At 64.8% G+C, this 19,509-nt stretch carries 17 protein-coding genes; 5 read left to right on the forward strand and 12 right to left on the reverse strand.

Annotated features, from left to right (window positions below; genetic code table 11):
* Positions 1-120 precede the first annotated feature (120 nt).
* Positions 121-1,728, forward strand: coding sequence for a hypothetical protein (locus IAE56_RS01560; RefSeq protein WP_200751206.1), 1,608 nt, complete (start codon positions 121-123; stop codon positions 1,726-1,728).
* A gap of 26 nt (positions 1,729-1,754) precedes the next feature.
* Here the strand turns inward: IAE56_RS01560 and IAE56_RS01565 are convergent, their stop codons facing one another.
* A complete protein-coding gene (locus tag IAE56_RS01565; protein WP_200751207.1) occupies positions 1,755-2,465 on the reverse strand; it encodes a glutathione S-transferase in 711 nt (236 codons plus the stop codon).
* A gap of 94 nt (positions 2,466-2,559) precedes the next feature.
* Positions 2,560-3,156, reverse strand: a complete 597-nt coding sequence (locus tag IAE56_RS01570) for a hypothetical protein (RefSeq protein WP_200751208.1) — start codon at positions 3,154-3,156, stop codon at positions 2,560-2,562.
* 120 nt (positions 3,157-3,276) lie between these two features.
* Here IAE56_RS01570 and IAE56_RS01575 point away from each other — a divergent pair, with 120 nt between their 5' ends.
* Complete coding sequence (locus IAE56_RS01575; protein ID WP_200751209.1) at positions 3,277-4,101, forward strand: DUF3014 domain-containing protein; 825 nt, start codon at positions 3,277-3,279, stop codon at positions 4,099-4,101.
* Positions 4,102-4,170: 69 nt separating this feature from the next.
* Positions 4,171-5,547, forward strand: coding sequence for a retropepsin-like aspartic protease (locus IAE56_RS01580; RefSeq protein WP_200751210.1), 1,377 nt, complete (start codon positions 4,171-4,173; stop codon positions 5,545-5,547).
* A 7-nt stretch (positions 5,548-5,554) separates the two neighbouring features.
* Here IAE56_RS01580 and IAE56_RS01585 read toward each other — a convergent pair whose 3' ends face one another.
* From IAE56_RS01585 to IAE56_RS01600, 4 genes are all read right to left on the reverse strand, one after another.
* On the reverse strand, positions 5,555-6,682 hold the full coding sequence (locus tag IAE56_RS01585; protein ID WP_200751211.1) for a cytochrome c peroxidase: 1,128 nt from the start codon (positions 6,680-6,682) through the stop codon (positions 5,555-5,557).
* 37 nt (positions 6,683-6,719) lie between these two features.
* Positions 6,720-9,512, reverse strand: coding sequence for a TonB-dependent receptor (locus IAE56_RS01590; RefSeq protein ID WP_200751212.1), 2,793 nt, complete (start codon positions 9,510-9,512; stop codon positions 6,720-6,722).
* 64 nt (positions 9,513-9,576) lie between these two features.
* On the reverse strand, positions 9,577-10,545 hold the full coding sequence (locus IAE56_RS01595; protein WP_200751213.1) for a FecR domain-containing protein: 969 nt from the start codon (positions 10,543-10,545) through the stop codon (positions 9,577-9,579).
* 2 nt (positions 10,546-10,547) lie between these two features.
* A complete protein-coding gene (locus tag IAE56_RS01600) occupies positions 10,548-11,063 on the reverse strand; it encodes a sigma-70 family RNA polymerase sigma factor (protein WP_234455820.1) in 516 nt (171 codons plus the stop codon).
* Positions 11,064-11,292: 229 nt separating this feature from the next.
* On the opposite strand from IAE56_RS01600, the gene clpB reads away from it, so the two are divergent.
* A complete protein-coding gene (gene clpB, locus IAE56_RS01605; RefSeq protein WP_200751214.1) occupies positions 11,293-13,878 on the forward strand; it encodes an ATP-dependent chaperone ClpB in 2,586 nt (861 codons plus the stop codon).
* A 21-nt stretch (positions 13,879-13,899) separates the two neighbouring features.
* On the opposite strand, the gene IAE56_RS01610 is transcribed toward clpB, so the two are convergent.
* The 6 genes from IAE56_RS01610 to IAE56_RS01635 form a co-directional block, all read right to left on the reverse strand.
* Positions 13,900-14,475 (reverse strand): relaxation protein, encoded by a 576-nt coding sequence (locus IAE56_RS01610; RefSeq protein ID WP_200751215.1) that lies wholly within the window; start codon positions 14,473-14,475, stop codon positions 13,900-13,902.
* An 18-nt stretch (positions 14,476-14,493) separates the two neighbouring features.
* Positions 14,494-15,750, reverse strand: coding sequence for a hemolysin (locus tag IAE56_RS01615; protein WP_200751216.1), 1,257 nt, complete (start codon positions 15,748-15,750; stop codon positions 14,494-14,496).
* 1 nt (position 15,751) lies between these two features.
* Positions 15,752-16,402 carry a hypothetical protein gene (locus IAE56_RS01620; protein ID WP_200751217.1) on the reverse strand — a complete coding sequence of 217 codons (651 nt, stop codon included), beginning with the start codon at positions 16,400-16,402 and terminating at the stop codon, positions 15,752-15,754.
* Positions 16,403-16,504: 102 nt separating this feature from the next.
* Positions 16,505-16,726, reverse strand: coding sequence for a hypothetical protein (locus tag IAE56_RS01625; RefSeq protein WP_200751218.1), 222 nt, complete (start codon positions 16,724-16,726; stop codon positions 16,505-16,507).
* 114 nt (positions 16,727-16,840) lie between these two features.
* Positions 16,841-17,992 carry a hemolysin gene (locus tag IAE56_RS01630; protein WP_200751219.1) on the reverse strand — a complete coding sequence of 384 codons (1,152 nt, stop codon included), beginning with the start codon at positions 17,990-17,992 and terminating at the stop codon, positions 16,841-16,843.
* On the reverse strand, positions 17,989-18,921 hold the full coding sequence (locus IAE56_RS01635) for a hypothetical protein (RefSeq protein WP_200751220.1): 933 nt from the start codon (positions 18,919-18,921) through the stop codon (positions 17,989-17,991). Before IAE56_RS01635 ends, IAE56_RS01630 begins: the two co-directional genes overlap by 4 nt.
* On the opposite strand from IAE56_RS01635, the gene IAE56_RS01640 reads away from it, so the two are divergent.
* On the forward strand, positions 18,920-19,483 hold the full coding sequence (locus IAE56_RS01640) for a hypothetical protein (protein WP_234455821.1): 564 nt from the start codon (positions 18,920-18,922) through the stop codon (positions 19,481-19,483). The two genes, IAE56_RS01635 and IAE56_RS01640, sit on opposite strands and share 2 nt — an antisense overlap.
* Positions 19,484-19,509 lie beyond the last annotated feature (26 nt).

A 19,509-nucleotide genomic window follows, 5' to 3' on the forward strand; every position in this document is an offset into this window, starting at 1 on the left:
GTTCGAAACCCAGCCACGAGGGGCCTCGCCGTTGGCTGGAACCCATCATTCCACGACGGAATTGGCGCCCGGGCCCAGCTGGGCCTACCATCGGCGGTCCCCACCCCCACCGCCCCTTCCATGTCCGCTCCCGCTCCCGCCGCACCACGCCGCTGGTTCGTCGCTGGCGACTTCAATGGCTTCTTCGGCCTGGTCGTCGACAACCTCTCCATCCTTGGCTTCATCGCCATGGCCCTCATCGGCATGTTCCAGTTCCCCGCCGACGTGGTGTTTGGCCGCATGTTCCCCGGCACCGCCTTCGGCGTGCTGGTCGGCAACCTGCTCTACACCCTGATGGCGCGGCGCCTGGCCGCGCGCACCGGCCGCGACGATGTCACCGCCATGCCGCTGGGCCTGGACGCGCCGACCAGCATCGGCATGGCCCTGCTGGTGCTCGGCCCGGCCTTCGTTGCCTTCAAGCAGCAGGGCATGGACCCGCACGCCGCAGCCATCGCCACCTGGCAGCTGGGCATGGCCGCGCTGGTCATCATGGGCGTGCTGAAGCTGATCCTGTCCTTCTTTGGTGAAGCGGTGACCCGTGCACTGCCGCGTGCGGCGCTGCTGGGCTCCATCGCCGGCATCGCGCTGGTGCTGATGGGCCTGCTGCCGCTGCTGGAAACCCTGCGTTCGCCGCTGGTCGGCTTCACCACGCTGGGCCTGCTGCTGTACGTGCTGATCGCCAAGGGCAAACTGCCGGTTCGTGGCCCGGGCGTGCTGCTGGCCTTCGTGTTCGGTACCGTCCTCTATTACGGCCTTGGCCTGGCCGGGCTCGGCGTGCCGGGCTTCCAGGTGCCGGCCTGGGTGCCGCCGCAGGTGGTGCTGCCGCTGCCCACGCTGGGCTTCATCGATGGCCTGCCGACGGCGATGACCTACCTGCCGCTGCTGCTGCCGTTCGGCCTGCTGATGGTGGTCGGTGGCATCAATGTGTCCGAGAGCGCACGCGCGGCCGGCGATGACTACCGCACCCGCGACATCCTGCTGGTGGAAGCAGTCGCCACGCTGGTGGCGGGTGTCTGCGGCGGCGTCGCCCAGACCACGCCGTACATCGGCCAGCCGGCGTACAAGCACATGGGCGCGCGCAGCGGCTACACCCTGCTGACCGGCCTGTTCGTCGGCATCGGCGGCATGCTCGGCATCATCTCCGGGCTGGTGCAGTGGCTGCCGCTGGCGGTGCTGGCACCGATCATCGTCTACGTGTCCATCGACATCACCACCCAGGCCTTCCAGGCCACTCCGCGCCAGCATGCTGGTGCGATGGTGCTGGGCTTCCTGCCGTCGGCGGCGTACCTGCTGGCGATCAAGGCGCCGGGCTGGATTCCGGCCGACCAGATGGGCGCGCTGCTGACCCACGTGGACGGCCATGGCTTGCCGGAACTGGCGGTGATCTTCGCGCTGGGCAACGGCTTCATCATCACCTCGATGCTGTGGATCGCCACGGTGTCGGCGATGGTCGACGGCCGCCTGCGCCGCGCCTGCGGTTTCCTGCTGGTGGCGGCGGCGCTGACCCTGTTCGGCCTGATCCATTCGGTCGACCCGCGCGGTGGCATCTACCTGCCGTGGGACCTGCAGGGCCTGGCACGCATCATCAGCTGGCAGTTCGCGGGTGCCTACGTGGCGCTGGCCGTGCTGCTGGGGCTGCTGTCGCTGCAGAAGCAGCCGGTGAAGCCGTTGGCTGACGCCGGACATTGACGGGGGACGCCGGGCATGGCCCGGCGTCAGGTCTCGCGATCCAGCTCGGGGTAATGGCGGAAGATGCCGTTGGTGTTGAACGCCAGCCGCCGCTCCGAGGCGAGATACGCGGCGATGTTCGGCCGCTTCGCCACCCGCTCCTGCAGCGCCCGCAGCAGGGGCAGGGTGGGTGCCAGCGCCTGCATCCGCTTCGGGAACATGTAATCCAGCCCGCTCAGCAGCTGGAACAGCGAGAGATCCACATAGGAATGCTGGCGCAGCGGGTGGCGGCCACCGTTGGCCTCGATCACCTCCTCGAAATAGCCGAGAAACTTCGGCAGGCGCTCGCTGCGCAGCGCCGTGGCGCGCGCCTTGGCCTCGGCTTTCTGGTCCTCGTAATACTTCGATGCGGCAATCGGATGGTGGGTGTCGTGTACTTCGGCGACGAGGTCGGCAATCGTCAACTGCAGCTGCAGGGCCTGCATGCGCCGTGAAGCAGCCCGCGGCACCAGATCCAGCGTGGGGCCGAGGAAATCCAGGATCGCCGCGACCTGCGCGATCACCTGGCGCCCGGCTTTCAGGAACGGTGGTGCGAAGGGTTGGCCGCCCTCGGTCTGGCCGCGCAGGAACGGTTCCATCACCGCATCGCCGTGGATGCGTGCCATGTCCTCGTACCTGGCACCTGCATCTTCCAGTGCCAGCCGTACGAACTCGCCACGGCCCTGGATGCCGGTCCAGTAATACAGCGCGTAGTGCATGTCCTGTCCCTTCGCAACGAACCAGCCGCCAGAGTCGCTGCATGGACGCAAAGCAGGCGTGAGCGCCGGGCGTGGGTGATGTCAGCGCCTGGCTTCAGGCCTGCGGCGGTGCGACCGGCAGTGCAAAGTCGAAATCGTCCGCTACATGCATCGCGGACAGTCCGGCCACGGGCCGCAGCTGCAGCCCATAGCCCTGTGGAGGGTGCGGTTGCGGAAGGCCGATGTACCCATGGATGGCGACGTCGTAACAGCCCGGCGCCACCTCCAGATAGTCGCTGTTTGGCAGGCGTTCCTGCAGGCGCTGCCGGTAGTGCAGGAAGAAATCCGCATCCCAGGCCATCACCGCGTGCAGGTCGGCGGCGATCAACACGCCGCTGTCCACCCGCAGCGGGGCGCCGGGATGGCTGAAGCAGCGTGTCGCGCCCTCGGGAATACGCGACGGTTCAATGAAAACCGCGTAGTCATCTTCTTCGATGGGATACATCGGCAGCACCACACCCGCCCGCGTGGCCGCATCACCCACTGCCGGATCATCGACGAACCTGCTGAAAGGTTCTTCGCCCGGTGCAAGGTGCTGCCGTAGGAATGCATCCAACACCTTGGCATCAAACAGCACGATGCCGGGCTGGAACAGCCGAAGTGTCGCAGTGTGTTTCATTGGAACTCCAGACTGGGCGAAGCGGGCATTCATGCGACCTGCGCGAAGATGAAGTGTAAACGTGTCAGCGCGCGGTGGAGTGTGGCCGGGAACCCCGGATACGCGTGCAGGTCTGACGTTGTTCAAGCAGTTTGCAGAGCGAGGTTATGCATCATGCAGAAGAGTGGAAAAGCAGTGTGGCCCTGGGTACTGGGCGTGGTGGTAGTGGGCGGTGCGGGCGCGTGGTTGTTCCGCGATCAGTGGCAGGACCTGGCTGATCGTGTGGAGGTGCCCACCCAGGCCGCCGCACCTTCGACGGCGGTACCACCTGCAGCGTCCACCGCTGAACCCACGCCGTCGACATCCGCCATCCAGCATCCGCTCGACACCGACGCCGCTGCCGATCCGGCGCTGCCGAAGATGGAAGACAGTGATACCGCAGCATGGACCGCGCTGAGCGGCCTGTTCAATGGCGAAGGTGGACTGGCCCTGTTGCTGCGTGACCACCTGATCCAACGCCTGGTCACCCACGTGGACAACCTGGACAAGACCAGCGTGCCACCCTCGGCCTTGGCAACGCGGCCGCTGCCCGGCAGCCTGCAGGTGGAAGCCGGCGAGAACGGCGAGCAGATCGCCGCAGGCAACGCGGCGCGCTATGCGCCCTACGTGCAGGCGTTCACCGCGCTCGATCCGGCAGCGGCGGGCACGGCGTACAAGCGCTTCTATCCGCTCATCCAGCAGGCCTACGTCGACCTTGGGCGGCCGCAGGGCTACTTCAACGACCGCCTGGTGGCGGTGATCGATCATCTGCTGGAAACCCCGGAACCGGCGCGACCGCTGGCCGTGGTGCGTGATGAGCGGGGCCGCTATCGCTTCGCCGATCCCGATCTGCAGTCGCGTTCGGTGGGGCAGAAGGCCCTGCTGCGCATGGATGCGACGCAGGAGCGCGCGGTGAAGCAGCAGCTGCGCGCGATCCGCAGTGCGGTGACGCGCGGCTGATATCTGGCGGGTGCGGCGCCACGTGCCGACATGCTAGGGTCGGGCATCGGGTAGACAGGAGTAACCTTGATGCATCGAGGCTGGTTGGGACTGGGTGCCGCGTTCGCGGTCGTCGTGGCCTCGGGCGCGGCAGCGCAGACGCCGGACAGTGCGGATCCGGAGCGGCCCGGCAGCGTACTGAAAGATCCCTATCGCTATACACGCAACGTGCGTGTGGCCGAGCTGACCCCGCTGCAGGCAATGGGCAAAGGATCGAGTGCGAGGGGGCAGCTGGGCAGGGCAGGTTACTTCCGTGTGCGCGGTGAACTCGACGAATCCAGCAAAGCAGCGCGGCTGTGCCTGCAGGCGGTGGCCAATGAACCGGCCGACAGCACCAAGGGAATCGAGTACCTGTGCTCGGCAACCCTGGCCGGCAACCTGCTGATGCAGGGCGACATCGCGGGATGGGCCACGCAGATGCTGCGGGTTCGCGTACAGCTGAAGCGGGACATCCTGCCGCTGTTGAAGAACGAACGAGAGATCCACGTGGCGGGAATCAACGAGCCGGCGTTCGAGCGTTTCACCACCTGGCCGCGCCATGCCATCCCGGTGCAGGCCCCTGCGACCGATATCAGCGTTCCGCTTCAGCTGGAGAACGAACTGCCGATCCTCACATTGAACGTGCGCACTGCCACGGGCGAGCGCGAACTGCGAGTGCATGTTGATACAGGCGCAGCGCACTCGCGCATCGGTCGCGCGCTGGCGGCCGAACTGGGCCTGACGTTGACCGAGGGCTTCATGGCGGCCGACGGCCAGGCCGGCCGTCTGTACGCGCTGGCAACGCCGGTCGAGCTGGATATCGGTGGTTTGCCGGTCCGCGATGTGTCCTTTGCGGTGCTGGGCACGGATGACCTGCCGCGCATCGGCTTGGACGTGCTGCGCGCGCTGGGCCGGGTGCGGATCAACAAGGATTCGCTGGTGATCCAGGCGCCGAACAGCATGGTGCCGTGCACACGGCGGATGGCCACGCTGTCCAGCTTGTGGGGTGATGTGCATGAACTGCGCTATCCGATCCGCACGGGCAAGAGCAATGTGCTGGTCAAGATGGATACGGGCTTCAACGGTGTCTTCCAGGTGCGTCAGATGACACCCCCTGCGGTCCCGGCAGAGGCGCTGGTACAGCGCAAGAACGTGGTCACCATCGAGGGCAGCGAAGACATCGAGTACGTGGTTGCCAACGTACCGGTGATGATCGGCCAGGAAGTGCTGAGCGTGCCTGTCGATCTGGTGCTGACGCCTGCGGCGGACACCGTGTTCTACCAGGAGTGGCGCGCGGGATTCGCTTCGACCCGGCGCTACAGCCTGTACATGGATGTTGCGGGGACTTACGGCTGTCCGGTCAGCGTCGAGGAAGCGCCGCCGTTGTTTCCGCCGAAACCGGTTGCCGCACCGGCCGCCAGCAGCTGATCCGCGACTACAGGGTCTGCAGGAACGCTTCGATGTCCTGCAGATCCTGGCGGCTCAAGCCGCGCGGCCGCAGCAGCGGATCAGGCTGCGGGAACGGCGCTGCGCCCGCCGGCAGCGAGGCCGGTGCCCGCGGGCGCGCGCCGCCCACGTTGTAGAACGCCAGCACGCCCGACAGGCGCGGGATCAACCCGTTGTGCATGTACGGCGCGGTGCTGGCCACGCCGCGCAGCGTTGGCGTGCGGAAGCGGCCGCTGTCGGCCGGATCACCGGTGACCTCGTAGCGGCCCAGATCCTGCCGCGGGCGACCGTGGAAGTGCAGGCCCAGATTGTGGAAACCGTTGTCGGTCAGCGCCGCGCCGTTGTGGCAGTTCATGCACCCGGCCTGGGTGCGGAACAGGTGTAGGCCGCGCAGCTGGGCATCATCCAGTGCACGCGCATTGCCACGCAGGAAACGATCAAAGCGGCTGCTGCGCGGTGACAGGCTGCGCTCGAAGGCGGCGATGGCCTGGCCGAGCTGGGCGGCATTGATACGCGGCTGCGCGAACACCTCGTTGAACTCACGACGATAGGATGCATCGCGGCGCAGGCGACGCACGGCACCTTGGGCAGTGAAGCCCATTTCGATGGGATCGGCGATGGGGTGCAGCGCCTGCTCTTCCAGCGTGGCGGCGCGGCCATCCCAGAACAGCGGTGCCACATGTGCGCTGGCGGCCACGCTGGGCGCGTTGCGGCGGCCGGCCTGGCGGTCATGGCCGAACGACACCCGGCGGCCATCGGCCCAGCCCAGATCCGGGTCGTGGCAGCTGGCACAGGCCAGTTGCCGCGACTTCGAAAGGACCGGATCGAAGAACAGCCGCCGCCCAAGCGCCACCTTGGCCGGCGTCGAAGGATTGTCTGCGGGATCTACCGGTGCCGGCAGTGGCGCGAGTTCCTGCCAGGCCACGCCGGGCTCGACTTCCGGCACGGGCCAGCGCGTGCTGGGGCCGCTGTAGAGCGCGCGCAGGCAGGCACTGTCCGGTCGTGCGGGCAGCACCTCGGGGCAGGGCGTGTCCTGCGCGGGTGCAGGCGTGCCCGCGCTGCCCAGCAACAGGGCGGCGACGGGCAGGGCGAGGCGCAGGGGATGCGGACGTTTCATCGACAATGGCCCGGCAGGTTGCCGCCGGGCCCCAGACTCAGAACGAGTAGCCCAGTTCCAGCCAGTAGCTGCGACCGGGTTCGTAGTAGGTTGCCGTCGGCGTGGTGCCGGTGATGCGGTTGCTGCGGTTGAGTACGTTCTGTACTTCCACCCGTACGTAGGCTTCCTGATTGGCCCGGGTCGCAATGGCGTACTGCAGTGTCGTATCCCAGGTCCAGCCGCTGGGGTTGCGCACGTCCTCATAGACCACCAGCAGGTCATCGCCATGCTGTTCGTACCGGTTTGTCTTCAGCAGTCCTTCGTACCCTGCGCGGAAACTGAAGAAGTTGGACCAGGTCAGCCCAGCAGCGGGAATCTCGGTGCGGGTTGCCAGCCGCGCCGACCACGGGCGTACGTAGTCGAGGGCAGGCAGGTCGTAGCGATGGATGGCGTTGCCGTGGTAGCTGATCAGCTCGTAGAAATCGCCGATGGTGGTGCTGGCATCTTCATAGGTGTTGTAGCTGCGCTTTGATTCAGTATGGTCCAGCGCCAGCTGCGCCGTAGACCGCGTGCCCCACACCGTCAGCGGTTCCTGCGGTGAAACCGAGAGGGTATAGGTGCCGCTGCTGCTGCGTCCCGCGTTGGCATACTCGAACAACGCCGTCTTGTAGACGGTCTTGTCGTAGGGATCGGTGATGCGCTTGCGGATGATGTCGCCACGGTTTCTACGGTCGACGTACTTCACGTTGATGTCCAGGCCGGCGAACTGCTGGCGCCACGCCACCGACCACTCATCGGTATACGGCGTATCCAGATCGGCCACGCGGTTGGCTGTGGTCGCGCGCGTGCCCTCGATGCTGTCCCACGGAGTCGCACTGCTGGTGCGGTTCCGTTCTTCCTGCAGGGCTTCGCGGCCTTCGCTCAGTAGATAGGTGAAGAAATTGCGCCCGTAGTAGCGGTTGCGGCCAACGCTCAGCACGCTGTTGCCGGTGCCGCCGATATCCCACGACGCGGCAAAGCGCGGCGAGAGCGTGGTGCCCTTCCAGAAATCATTGCGGTCCAGGCGCACGCCCGGGCGCAGGCTGAAATTGCCAATGCGGATGTCGTCCTGCAGGTAGGCATCCCACTCGGTACCGGATACCTTGAACGCGCCTGCGTGGTAGAGCACCAGCTTGCTGAAGTACTGTCCCTGTCCCGCCACCAGGGTCGAGGTGCGCGTGAAGACCGGCGACAGCGAGCAGGACTCGGTGTCCTCCACCCCGGTGCTCAACATGCAGCTGGTGGCCGCCGTCGGCGTCTGGAAGTTGTAGTGATCGTTCAGCCGCTCATAGGCGGCATCGCGTCGCTGTACGCCTGCACCGAAGGTCAGGTGATGTTCGGTGGCGCCCCACTGGAAGCGTTCCCGGCTGGCGGAGAAGCGGTAGCCGATCTTGCGGTCATGCTGGTCGACGTTGCCCCAGCTGCCTTCCTGGCTGTAGTTGTTGACGCCCCAGTCCTTCTCTTCTGAACGGGCCCAGAGCTTGTAGTAGCCGTAGTCGCTGCTGCGCGAGCTCTCCAGGTCGCTGTAGGTCAGCGCGTTGCCGAACGACCACGTGCCGGTATCGTAGTCGGCGCGCAGCGAGACCACCGGGCCACCGGACTTCAGGTTGAACCAGGCATTGCGCGTGTTGACCACGAAGTAGGTGTCATCGGTGGGCGAGTAGCTCACGTTGGCCCGCAGTTGCAGGCCCTCACCGTTGTTCCAGTCCGCGGCCAGACTCGCCGCCGTGCTTTCGCGTACCTGCGTGCGCTTGAAGTCATCGGTCGGGCTCACCTTGCCGGCGGTGTATGCACGCAGCGGGATCTCCGAGCGGGTGCGGGTGACGGTGCCGATCAGTCCGATGCCATTGCGCGTGCGTCCTTCCAGGCGTGCGCCCAACTTGTACTTGTCGTATTCCTTCTGGAAGCTCGGCTGGGCCGACTCTTCGTAATTCTCCGCCTGGCCCGGATTCATGATCAGCTCATTCCACGCCGATCGGGCCATGCGGAACCACACCTTGCCCGACAGGCTGTCACCGGCCGTGCGGCTTGTAGCGTCGATCACGCCACCGGTGAAGCCGCCGTACGCCGCAGGCACGTTGCTGTCATAGATGGTGACCTTTTCCAGCAGGTCCGGATCGACGGTGATGCCCTGTGCGGCGCTGGGGACGTTGATGGTCGAGTACGCATCGCCGTTGTGGCCGGGCGCTGCGTTGCTGGCCGGGTCGAGATCGTTGTTGAAGTTCGCACCGTCGATGAGGAACAGGTTCTGGTAGAACGGCGCGCCGTTGATGGAGAAGTCCACCGGGCGGATTTCTCCGCCGTTGCGCGCGCTCCAGCCGGTATTGCTGAACTGCACGGCGGGGTTGATGCGCAGCAGGGAGCCCAGGTCTCCGTTGCCCTTGGCGTAGCCCTGCAGGTAGTCCTGGTCCAGGGTCATGCCTTCGGCGTACAGAAAGTCACGCGAGGCAACGCTGCCGACCCGCAGCGGACGCATCTGGCGCACCGTCGCCGCTGGCGCGGGAGCGGCCTGCAGCGTGTAGCTGCCATCGGCTCGGCGGACTGCACGTAGGCCGCTGCCCTGCAGCAGGGCAGTGAACCCCGCATCGAGGTCGAGGCCTGGCGTAATCGGTGCTGCCTGGCGGCCGCGTGTCAGCGCAGGGTCGAAGGACAGGGCAACCCCGCGTTCGGCGGCGAAGGTGCTCAACGCGCTGCCCAGCGGCGCGGCTGTGGCAGGTGCTGCCGCAGGCGCGTCAGCTGTGGTCTGGGCGAATACGGGCGTGGCAACGAGGGCGGCGGCCAGCAGGCTCACGCGTAGGTGGTTGGAATTCATGGGCATGGGGATCGGGAGGAATAAAGGGCTTCACTCCCTCTGCCACCCGAAACAGGAAAAAGTGTCATCCGCGCGTGGCGGCGGGGCGCAGCTGGGTCCACAGGCCCGACTGGACCTGCACAGCGTAGGTCGCCGCGATCATTGACAGGCTGCGATCAAGATCATCCAGCGGGTAGGCACCGGACACGGGGAGTGCGGCGATGGCTGGATCCACACGCAGCCAGCGGCGGTGATAGCGGCCCAGTTCCTGCACCAGTTGCTGCAGTGGCAGGGCATCGGCCACCAGCATGCCGTGGGTCCAGGCATCGGTGCCGGCGCTGGCAGGCTGCGGTGGTAGCAGCGACTGTTGGCTCCAGCGCAGCTGCGACCCTGCGTCGACCTGACGTTGCAGGGTGCCGACGTCGATGCGCACAGCACCCTGCTGTACCACCAGCAGGGCGTCGTCGGTAAACAAGCGCACGCTGAAACGGGTGCCGAGCGCTTGCACCATGCCCTGCGGCGTAGCGACGAGGAACGGACGCGCAGGCTGTTGCGGATCGGGTGCGGTCTCCACCAGCACCTGGCCATGCCGCAGTCGCAGCAGGCGCTGCTGGCCATCGAAGGCGATGTCCACGGCGGTGTCGGTGTCCAGCTGCAGCTCGCTGCCATCGTCCAGCATGTGGCGGCGGCGTTCGCCCACGGCGGTGCGCACGCTGGCATCCCAGGCGGCACCGTCGTACAGGCGCCAGGCCAGCCAGCCGCCCAGCGGCGCGACCAGCAGGGCGGCGATGCTGCGCAGCACGGCGCGGCGTCCTGGCGATGCGGGGCGCTGCAGCGCGCCGTGGGCGAGGGCAGGGGGTACCTGGCCACTCAGCGCCAGCAGCCGTTCGGCACGCTGCCAGGCACGCGCATGGTCGGGGTCGGCATCGTGCCAGCGCTGCCACTGCGCGCGCTGCACGGCACTGCCATCCTCGTGCAGGCGCATCAGCCAGTCGGCGGCCTGTTCCAGTACGCGTGGTGGCAGCGCCCGCTCGCCTGCAGCGTCGACGCCCATGCTCAGCAGGCGTGCGCCAGGCAGCCCATCAGTGCGCGCTTCATGTGCCGCTTCACCGTGGACAGCGACAGCCCCAGCTGCTCGCTGATGGCCTCGTAGCGCAGGCCATCGAACTGCGCCAGCAGGAACACCCTGCGTGCCATCGCCGGCAGGCCGTCGAGCATCGCGTCGATCTGCTGCAGCGCTTCGCGCACCAGCGCCTGCTCCTCCAGCGAGGGCAGCACCGGTTCGGGGCACTGCGCCAGGTACTCCAGGTAGGCGCGTTCCAGTGCCTGGCGGCGGAACCAATTGGCGGCCAGCCCGCGCGCCACCGTGGTCAGGAAGGCGCGCGGCTCGCGCAGCGCGGCCAGATCGCGGCCCTGCAGCAGGCGCGCGAAGGTGTCCTGGGTGAGGTCATCGGCTACATCGCGATTGCCTACGCGGCCGCTCAGCCAGCCCTTCAGCCACCGGTGGTGGTCGCGGTACAGCGTGCCGAGTTGCTCGTGGTGTGCGTGCATGCGGAAGGCGCGGTCGCGCATGGATCGAAATGAGAATGATTCGCAAGTATGGCATTGGCGGGGACCGGGTGCCAGCCCCTGTGCACGGATTGCGCGGGATCAACGCGCTGCCTACGCCTCCAGGCGCATGCTTGCCGCAGGCTGACCGACGCCAAGGTGCAGTCGCAGCCACCCTTGAAACCGGGTGGGGCAACCGCATCTTCCCTGCATCGCCGGCGCGGCCGGCACTGATGACCGATGAGGATTCGCAATGCGGATGGACAAGCTCACCTCGCGTTTCCAGCAGGCGCTGGCCGACGCGCAGTCGCTGGCCGTGGGCCGCGACAACAGCATCATCGAACCTGCTCACCTGTTCAGCGCGCTGCTGGACCAGCAGGGCGGCAGCACGCGCCCGTTGCTGGCCCAGGCCGGCGTGAACGTGCCGGTGCTGCGCGAGCGCCTGGCCGAGGCGCTGGATGCGCTGCCGAAGGTATCCGGCCAGGCCGGCAACGTGTCGATGGGCAATGACCTCGGGCGCCTGCTCAACCACACCGACAAGCTGGCCCAGCAGAACGGCGATGCCTTCATCGCCAGCGAGTGGTTCGTGCTGGCCGCGCTGGAAGACAGCGGCACGCTGGGCATGGCGCTGCGCGCCGCCGGCGCCGACAAGGCGCGCCTGCAGACCGCCATCGACAAGCTGCGTGGCGGCGAGAACGTGCAGTCGGAAAACGCCGAAGAACAGCGGCAGGCGCTGGAGAAGTACACCATCGACCTGACCGCGCGCGCCGAGAGCGGCAAGCTCGACCCGGTGATCGGCCGCGATGAGGAAATCCGTCGCACCATCCAGGTCCTGCAGCGCCGCACCAAGAACAACCCGGTGCTGATCGGCGAGCCCGGCGTGGGCAAGACCGCGATCGTGGAGGGCCTGGCCCAGCGCATCATCAACGACGAAGTGCCCGAGGGCCTGCGCGGCAAGCGTGTGCTGTCGCTGGACATGGGCGCGCTGATCGCCGGCGCCAAGTTCCGCGGTGAATTCGAAGAGCGGCTGAAGGGTGTGCTCAACGACCTGGCCAAGAGCGAAGGGCAGATCATCCTGTTCATCGACGAGTTGCACACCATGGTGGGTGCGGGCAAGGCCGATGGCGCGATGGATGCGGGCAACATGCTCAAGCCGGCGCTGGCCCGTGGCGAGCTGCACTGCGTGGGTGCCACCACGCTGGACGAGTACCGCAAGTACATCGAAAAGGATGCCGCGCTGGAGCGTCGCTTCCAGAAGGTGTTCGTGGGTGAGCCGTCGGTGGAGGACACCATCGCGATCCTGCGTGGCCTGAAGGAAAAGTACGCGGTGCACCACGGCGTGGAGATCACCGATCCGGCCATCGTTGCCGCCGCCACGCTGTCCAACCGCTACATCACCGACCGCCAGTTGCCGGACAAGGCCATCGATCTGATGGACGAGGCCGCCTCGCGTCTGCGCATGGAAATCGACTCCAAGCCGGAGGAACTGGACCGCCTGGAACGCCGGGTGATCCAGCTGAAGATCCAGCGCGAGATGCTGAAGAAGGAAAAGGACGATGCCTCGCGGCAGCGCCTGGCCGACCTGGAAAATGACATCGAGGGCTTGGAGCGCGAGTTCTCCGACCTCAATGAAATCTGGAAGTCGGAGAAGGCTGCGCTGCAGGGCGCGACCAAGATCAAGGAGCAGGTCGAGCAGGCGAAGCTGGATCTGGAAGCCGCGCAGCGCCGCCAGGATTTCGCCCGCATGAGCGAAATCCAGTACGGCCTGCTGCCGCAGCTGGAAAAACAGCTGGCCGCTGCGCAGGAACTGGATGCCAACGACTTCAAGCTGGTGCAGGACAAGGTTACTGACGAGGAGATCGCCGAGGTCGTCTCGCGCTGGACCGGCATCCCGGTCAACAAGATGCTGGAAGGCGAGCGCGACAAGCTGCTGCGCATGGAAGACGTGCTGCACAACCGCGTGGTCGGCCAGGAAGAGGCGATCAAGGTCGTCTCCGATGCGGTGCGTCGTTCGCGTGCCGGCCTGTCCGATCCGAACCGTCCGGGTGGCTCGTTCCTGTTCCTCGGCCCGACCGGCGTGGGCAAGACCGAGCTGTGCAAGTCGCTGGCCGAATTCCTGTTCGACAGTGCCGACGCGATGATCCGCATCGACATGAGCGAGTTCATGGAGAAGCACAGCGTCGCCCGCCTGATCGGTGCGCCCCCGGGTTACGTGGGCTACGAGGAAGGTGGCTACCTGACCGAGGCCGTGCGCCGTCGCCCGTACTCGCTGATCCTGCTGGACGAGGTGGAGAAGGCCCACCCGGATGTCTTCAACATCCTGCTGCAGGTGCTGGACGATGGCCGCCTGACCGATGGCCAGGGCCGCACCGTGGACTTCCGCAACACCGTCATCGTGATGACCTCCAACCTGGGCTCGCACCAGATCCAGGACATGGGCAGCGATGACAGCCCGGAGGCCTACACGCAGATGAAGGCCGCGGTGATGGGGGTGGTGCAGGCGCACTTCCGTCCGGAGTTCATCAACCGCCTGGACGACATCGTGGTGTTCCACCCGCTGGACAAGCAGCAGATCAAGCAGATCGCGCGCATCCAGATGCGTGGCCTGGAGCGGCGCCTGGCCGAGCGTGGCTTGAAGCTGGTGGTGTCCGATGCAGCGTTCGACCTGCTCGGCAACGTCGGTTTCGATCCGGTGTATGGCGCACGTCCGCTGAAGCGCGCGATCCAGGCACAGCTGGAGAACCCGCTGGCGCAGAAGATCCTCTCGGGGGCCTTCGTCAACGGCGACACCATCGAGGTCGGCAACGAGAGTGGCCATCTGGTGTTTGCGAGGGCGTAATCACGTCGTGGCCGTCCCCGCCTATTGGCGGGGACGCACCACCCGGTACCGCCCATTTTCACCCATGCCCGCGCCGCGCGTTTCCACGTTGGCGCACAACTGCTCCTTTCCGCACAGCACCACATCGGCGCGGTTGTAGGCGCGCAGCAGGTCGGCCTCGATCTGGCTGCGTTCGATCTCCGTCTGGTAGCGCCCCCCCAGCCAGACGGCACCGCCCAGCAGCACCGCAACTGCGGCCACGGTGATGGCCAGGCTCTTCCACAGCACGCCGCGTGAAGCCAACTGCAGGCGCTTCACCTCCGCGGACAATGCATCAATGCTGCGACCGACATGGTCGGCCGATGCGGCCAGTTGCTGCTCATACGCACTCACCGGCCCCAGCAAGGCCTGCTTGACGGCCGCAGCGCCCTCGCCGCTGAGGCCGGCAATGGCGGCATCGGTGCCGTCACGAAGCTGGCCGGGCAGGGACTGCGTCAACCCGTTCAGTGCGGCTGAAAGCTGCGTCTGCTGCTCGCTCATTTCAGTGCACAGCCGCTGGTAGCGCTCCATCAGCAAGGCCGTCTTGCTGATCAGGTCTTCGAGTTGCCGTTCATCCATGAAGCTGTCTCCGGTACTTCAACGGCCCACGGCCGATGCAGCGTGTTCTTGTTGGCTTGTCTGCTGGGCGGCCTGCTGCTGCGGCTGCTGGGCCGAGCTCTGCGCGTGCTCGCGCGCCCGGTCCTCGGCGTTTGCCTGGTTGCGCACCTGGGTATCCAGCGCCTGCCCGGCATTGAGCGTGGACGCCTGCTGGTTGAGAACCTTGAAGCGATCAGGATCTGCGTTGAGCAGGTCATTCAATCGATTCCCGAGGGGCGACTCGCTGTGGAAGCTGGGGTTTTCCCGCCTTGGTCCGCCGTCGGAGCCGGGGGCATTGCGGTGCTCGGCAGGGTTGAACGCAGGAGTTGCGTGCTTGGCGGCTGCTTGGCGCTGTGCGTAGGCACCTGACTCATCCGGACCACGGATTGCATCCACGGCATCCATTGCAAGGCCGGGAGCCCCGCGAGCAATCACCGTGGCGGTGGAACGCACTTGGTGAATGCTGGTGCGATAGGCATCGACGCGGCGCTGGTCGTCAGGATCGGTGATGCGCGCCGAGGGATTTTCGAGCACCGATTTGACCTGTACGCCATTTTCAACGTGATCGACGAAGTGCTTCATCCGATGGGAATCACCCAGCGCACCTGCTGCGAGGGGTTTAATGGCCTCGCTGGCTACTCCGCCAAGCACGCGGGAAGCGAAATCGGCATGGCGCAGCGTCCTCAGCTCGCTGGGAAGCGCGTACATCTCGACACTGCCGTAATGCCTGCCCCCCGCACTGACGAAATCACCGGCCATTACATGATTGGTGAAAGGCGCGGCGTTCGTGGGCTGGCCTGCTGGAATGCGATAACCCAGGCTGTTGGCGCCATAGGGATTGAAGGCTTCGCCGGGCAGGTTGTAATGGTGCGCGGTGACCTGGGCCAGAGCTCCCCCGAGCGAGTGTCCGGTGACGGAGACTTTCGTACCATCGCGGTCAGCCATTTCCTTGGCCTCGCGCGTGAGTTCCAAGGCGTCCTTCAGTTGTCCATTGAAGCGGGTGGTGACCATCCCGAGGTCGATCGCGCCGTCCTTGAGCGGCTCGCGGTCAAATTCGGTGCCGCGATGGGCGACGACGTAATCGCCGGTTTCCACGTTTTTATAGATCGTTCCCTGATAGCCGCTTGGCAGGTCCATATGCTTTACAGCTACAAATTTTCCTCCGCCGGCATCGATTTCCTTCGCGTCTCCATTGGCTTCGAACTGAGGCGGAGAATATGTTGCGTCGGACAGGTCTGCATTGGTGCTTTTGCTCATTTTATTCCTTCCTTGGACTTATGGTGATCTGGTAAGAGAAATAATCGCCACGCTGAGCGACAGGTACTGTTTTGAGGAATCTGGATGTCGGTATGGTGTCTGCAGGAGAGGGACTGCCATCATTGATCAAAGGTTTGATGCTCTTGCTTGAGTACCTTGTCTCACTTCCGGCGTCCACGGTAGTGGAGATCGTGAAGTAGGTGGGAGATGTGGTGGTGTCCGTTTTTAGTGTCGCGCCAACCAATACTACTTCCCAGTCGCAAGCGCCTTTCCCGTAATAGTCGGCATTGAGGATGCCGTCGCGGAAGTATGTTCCCTCGTATGTGGTTGAGTTTACTTTCCGTAGCGGAATGTCGAGCGAGTGCTTGTCGATGCCGTACCGAACGCCTTCAAAATTGTCGATGGGCGGCAAGCAATCATTCGTGACCTCGTACGTCACGGAGGCACTCGATGCGTAGATATCCTCAGGCGCGTCATGCGTCGTGATGACAACCTCGTACGCCTCCTTCGGCGACGGATTGGCCTCATAGGGCGGAGGCGTCCGCTCCTTGCTCCCGCACGCAGTCAGCAGCGGCAGAAGTGCCAGCAGCAGGGGGCAGAGTGCGCGGGAAACGGCACGCGCAAACACCTGATGTCCCTCGAGTTCCATCATCAACCAATCCAGCGTCCTTGAATGTCTCTACGATACGGCTGCGGATGGGGCCTTTTCAAATCGACACGGCTCCGCGGCTTGATGTTTGATGGCCATCACACATCAGCATCCGAATTCAGGCAGTGATGTCACCGCGCCCTGGCTCAGTCCAGCTACGGCAGCATAGGCGCTGGCCCGCAACTGTGCGGGTAGTGATTGTGCAAGCCCGCTCAACGCGGCCGACAGCTGCGACTGCTGCTGGCCCATATCCGTGCACATCCGCTGGTAGCGCTCCAGCAGCAGGGCGGTCTTGCTGATCAGATCTTCCAGTTCGCGTTCATCCATGAGCGTGTCTCCGCTGGGTCAACGGTGCATGGCCGAGGCTGCCTGTTCCTGTTGTGCGGCCTGCTGGGCGACCTGTTCCTGGCTGTGCGGGCGCGCCCGGTCCTCGGCATCCACCTAGGACTGCGCCTGCTGGTCCAGCGCCTGGCCAGCATTGAGCGTGGACATCTGCTGGTTGAGGACCTTGAAACGGTCGGGGTCTGCGTTGAGCATTTCGTTCAAGCGATCTTCCAGCGGAGATCTGCTGTGGAAGGCTGGATTCTCGCGGCGTGGGCCGCCATCTGAGCCAGGCGCTTCGCGATGCTCGGCGGGATTGAAAGGGTGGGCAGCGAGTTCGGCAGCGCGTGCTTGTCGCTCGCCGAAGGCGCCTGGTTCGTCGTGGCCACGCAGTTTGTCGATGCCCTCCACGGCAAGGCCCGGGATGCCCCGACTCAGCCGGGTAATGGCATCGCGCTGCAGCGCCATGTTCTCCCGGAAAGCATCTACTCGGGCCTGGTCTTCAGGCTGTGTGATCCTTGCCGATTCCTGTCCAAGCACCGACACTCGCGGTGGCACCGTGGTCGGGTCATCCAAGAAGTGCTTCAGCCGGTGTGAATCGGCCATCTGCACCGCGAGCACAGGGGTGAGCCCGAAGAGGGCCGCGGATTTGGCTGGACCGCCCAAGGCGGCCATGTTGTCGGCGGCGCGCAGCTGGCTCAGTTCACTGGGCAGGGCATAGATCTGCACGTTGCCGTAGTGCTCGCTGGCGGCGCTGACGAAATCGCCGGCCATGACGTGGTTGGTGAATCGTGCGGCGTGCGCCGGCTGGCCCTCTTGGATCCGGTAGCCCAGACCGGCAGCGCCGTAGGGATTGAAGGCCTCGCCGGGCAGGTTGTAGTGGTGGGCGGTGATCTGCGCCAACGCGCCGCCAAGGGAATGGCCGGTAACGGTCAGCGGCTTGTGGTCCCGCTCCGCCATCTCCTTTGCCAGCCGGGTGAGTTCCAGTGCATCGTGCAGCTGGGCGTTGAGTTTGCCGGTCACCATGCCGACGTCAACCACGCCATCCTTGAGCAGCTCCCGGTCAAATTCGGTGCCGCGGTGGGCTACGACGTAATCGCCAGTCTTCACGTTCTTGTAGATCGTGCCCTGGTAGCCGCTGGACGTATCCATGTGCTTTAAAGGCAAGAACTCCTGGTCCCCAATATGGACGCGCTGCAGCACCCCCTTCTCATCCCGTTTGGGCGCGCCATAAGCCGCGTTGGACAATCCAGCATGGATCCTTGAGTTCATTCTTCATCCTTCCTTGTGATGATTGAGATGTTGTACGAGAAATATTTGCTTCGGTCGGATGCGGGGATCGAACTCTCAAAATTGGCTTCAGAGAGGTCGTTCGCAGGATAGATCTCACCGTCATCAAGTACAGTCGTGATTTCCTTCCGGCTATAACGGGTGGCCGTTCGCTCTTCCGGTGTTGTACTGATGGTGAAGTAAGTAAATCGTTCGGTGCTACGTGTTCTGAGGCTTGCGCTGACGTATTGAACTTCCCACGAGCAAATTCCACGGCCGAAGTAGTTTTTGCTCGCCAGCCCATCGCGGAAGTAGGTGCCGGCATACCTGTCGGGAGCAATTTTCCTGAGCGGAATTTCGATCAGATGCTTCTCGATTCCGTAACTGACGCCCTCGAAGTTTTCGATGGGTGGCAGGCAGTTGCCATTGGCGATCATGTAGCCGACCGCTGCGCCTCCCAGATACATGTCCTCGGGCGCGTCATGTGTCGTAACGATCACCTCAACCGCTTCCTTCGGCGAAGGATTCAATTCATAAGGAGGGGGCGTGCGTTCTTTACTCCCACATGCGGTAAGCAGCGGCAGCAATGCCAGCAACAGGGGGCAAAGCGTGCGGGAAACCACACGTGACCTGACCCGCTGCCTTTTGAGTTCCATCATCAATCGGTCCATCATCAATCGACCTAGCATCCCTGAATGCTTCCACGATACGGCCGCGGATGGGCGGAATTCAAACCAATACACTCCTACGCCCAATTGAGTGACGAAAATCTCACTTTTCAACGGCGTAACTGAATTCGGGCGAGATGCTTGTCGTGCGAATGCGTCACAAACACTCGCGCGTTGTCGCATATGGCTCGGCGAACATTCCAGACATGCTTCATGCTGTGCGCGTTCCATGTAGTTCTTGCTTATCAGGAGAAGGAGTTCCATGAAAATGTTCCGCGCTGTCCCGTTGTGTCTTGCCTTGGGCATGAGCCTTTTCGCCACCACTGCGATGGCAGCCAGCAGCGAACAGGTGCTGATGCCAAGGTTCGATGGCTATGTCAAAGCCTTTGAGGCGTCTGATCCGCAGACCGGCGACATCACCGAGTACGTGCCCAAGGGGCAGACCGTGGAAGCCTGGACCGACATGATCACGGTCAACATTGCGCCCAATTCCGCATCGGTTTCACCGCGCGAATTCCTGGGCATCATGGAAGCCGGCTGGCGTGGAGCCTGCCCGGACACGCAGGCGAACTGGCTGCGTGAGGGGGAAGAACACGGTCGTCCAATGGCGGTGCTGATGCTCAGTTGCCCGCTCAACCCCGCTACCGGCAAGCCGGAAACCTCCTGGATCAAGGGCATCCAGGGCCAGGAGGGCTTCTACACCGTGCAGAAGGCGTTCCGCACCGAGGTGAAGGAAGTTGACGTGGTGACCTGGGTGAAATGGCTCAGTGGCGTGATGTTGTGCGGTAGCGGCGAGGGGCCGGCGTGCCCGGGCGATGGCCGCTGATAACCCGCAGTTAGGGGCTGATTGCC

The organism is Stenotrophomonas sp. S41 (assembly GCF_016624625.1).
Classification (GTDB): domain Bacteria; phylum Pseudomonadota; class Gammaproteobacteria; order Xanthomonadales; family Xanthomonadaceae; genus Stenotrophomonas.

Excerpts from the sequence above, each read along its gene's own strand:
- IAE56_RS01560 (WP_200751206.1), top strand. The coding sequence starts at position 121 with ATGTCCGCTCCCGCTCCCGCCGCACCACGCCGCTGGTTCGTCGCTGGC.
- IAE56_RS01565 (WP_200751207.1), bottom strand. The coding sequence starts at position 2,465 with ATGCACTACGCGCTGTATTACTGGACCGGCATCCAGGGCCGTGGCGAG.
- IAE56_RS01570 (WP_200751208.1), bottom strand. The coding sequence starts at position 3,156 with ATGAATGCCCGCTTCGCCCAGTCTGGAGTTCCAATGAAACACACTGCG.
- IAE56_RS01575 (WP_200751209.1), top strand. The coding sequence starts at position 3,277 with ATGCAGAAGAGTGGAAAAGCAGTGTGGCCCTGGGTACTGGGCGTGGTG.
- IAE56_RS01580 (WP_200751210.1), top strand. The coding sequence starts at position 4,171 with ATGCATCGAGGCTGGTTGGGACTGGGTGCCGCGTTCGCGGTCGTCGTG.
- IAE56_RS01585 (WP_200751211.1), bottom strand. The coding sequence starts at position 6,682 with ATGAAACGTCCGCATCCCCTGCGCCTCGCCCTGCCCGTCGCCGCCCTG.
- IAE56_RS01590 (WP_200751212.1), bottom strand. The coding sequence starts at position 9,512 with ATGAATTCCAACCACCTACGCGTGAGCCTGCTGGCCGCCGCCCTCGTT.
- IAE56_RS01595 (WP_200751213.1), bottom strand. The coding sequence starts at position 10,545 with ATGGGCGTCGACGCTGCAGGCGAGCGGGCGCTGCCACCACGCGTACTG.
- IAE56_RS01600 (WP_234455820.1), bottom strand. The coding sequence starts at position 11,063 with ATGCGCGACCGCGCCTTCCGCATGCACGCACACCACGAGCAACTCGGC.
- clpB (WP_200751214.1), top strand. The coding sequence starts at position 11,293 with ATGCGGATGGACAAGCTCACCTCGCGTTTCCAGCAGGCGCTGGCCGAC.
- IAE56_RS01610 (WP_200751215.1), bottom strand. The coding sequence starts at position 14,475 with ATGGATGAACGGCAACTCGAAGACCTGATCAGCAAGACGGCCTTGCTG.
- IAE56_RS01615 (WP_200751216.1), bottom strand. The coding sequence starts at position 15,750 with ATGAGCAAAAGCACCAATGCAGACCTGTCCGACGCAACATATTCTCCG.
- IAE56_RS01620 (WP_200751217.1), bottom strand. The coding sequence starts at position 16,402 with ATGATGGAACTCGAGGGACATCAGGTGTTTGCGCGTGCCGTTTCCCGC.
- IAE56_RS01625 (WP_200751218.1), bottom strand. The coding sequence starts at position 16,726 with ATGGATGAACGCGAACTGGAAGATCTGATCAGCAAGACCGCCCTGCTG.
- IAE56_RS01630 (WP_200751219.1), bottom strand. The coding sequence starts at position 17,992 with ATGAACTCAAGGATCCATGCTGGATTGTCCAACGCGGCTTATGGCGCG.
- IAE56_RS01640 (WP_234455821.1), top strand. The coding sequence starts at position 18,920 with ATGAAAATGTTCCGCGCTGTCCCGTTGTGTCTTGCCTTGGGCATGAGC.
- IAE56_RS01635 (WP_200751220.1), bottom strand. The coding sequence starts at position 18,921 with ATGGAACTCCTTCTCCTGATAAGCAAGAACTACATGGAACGCGCACAG.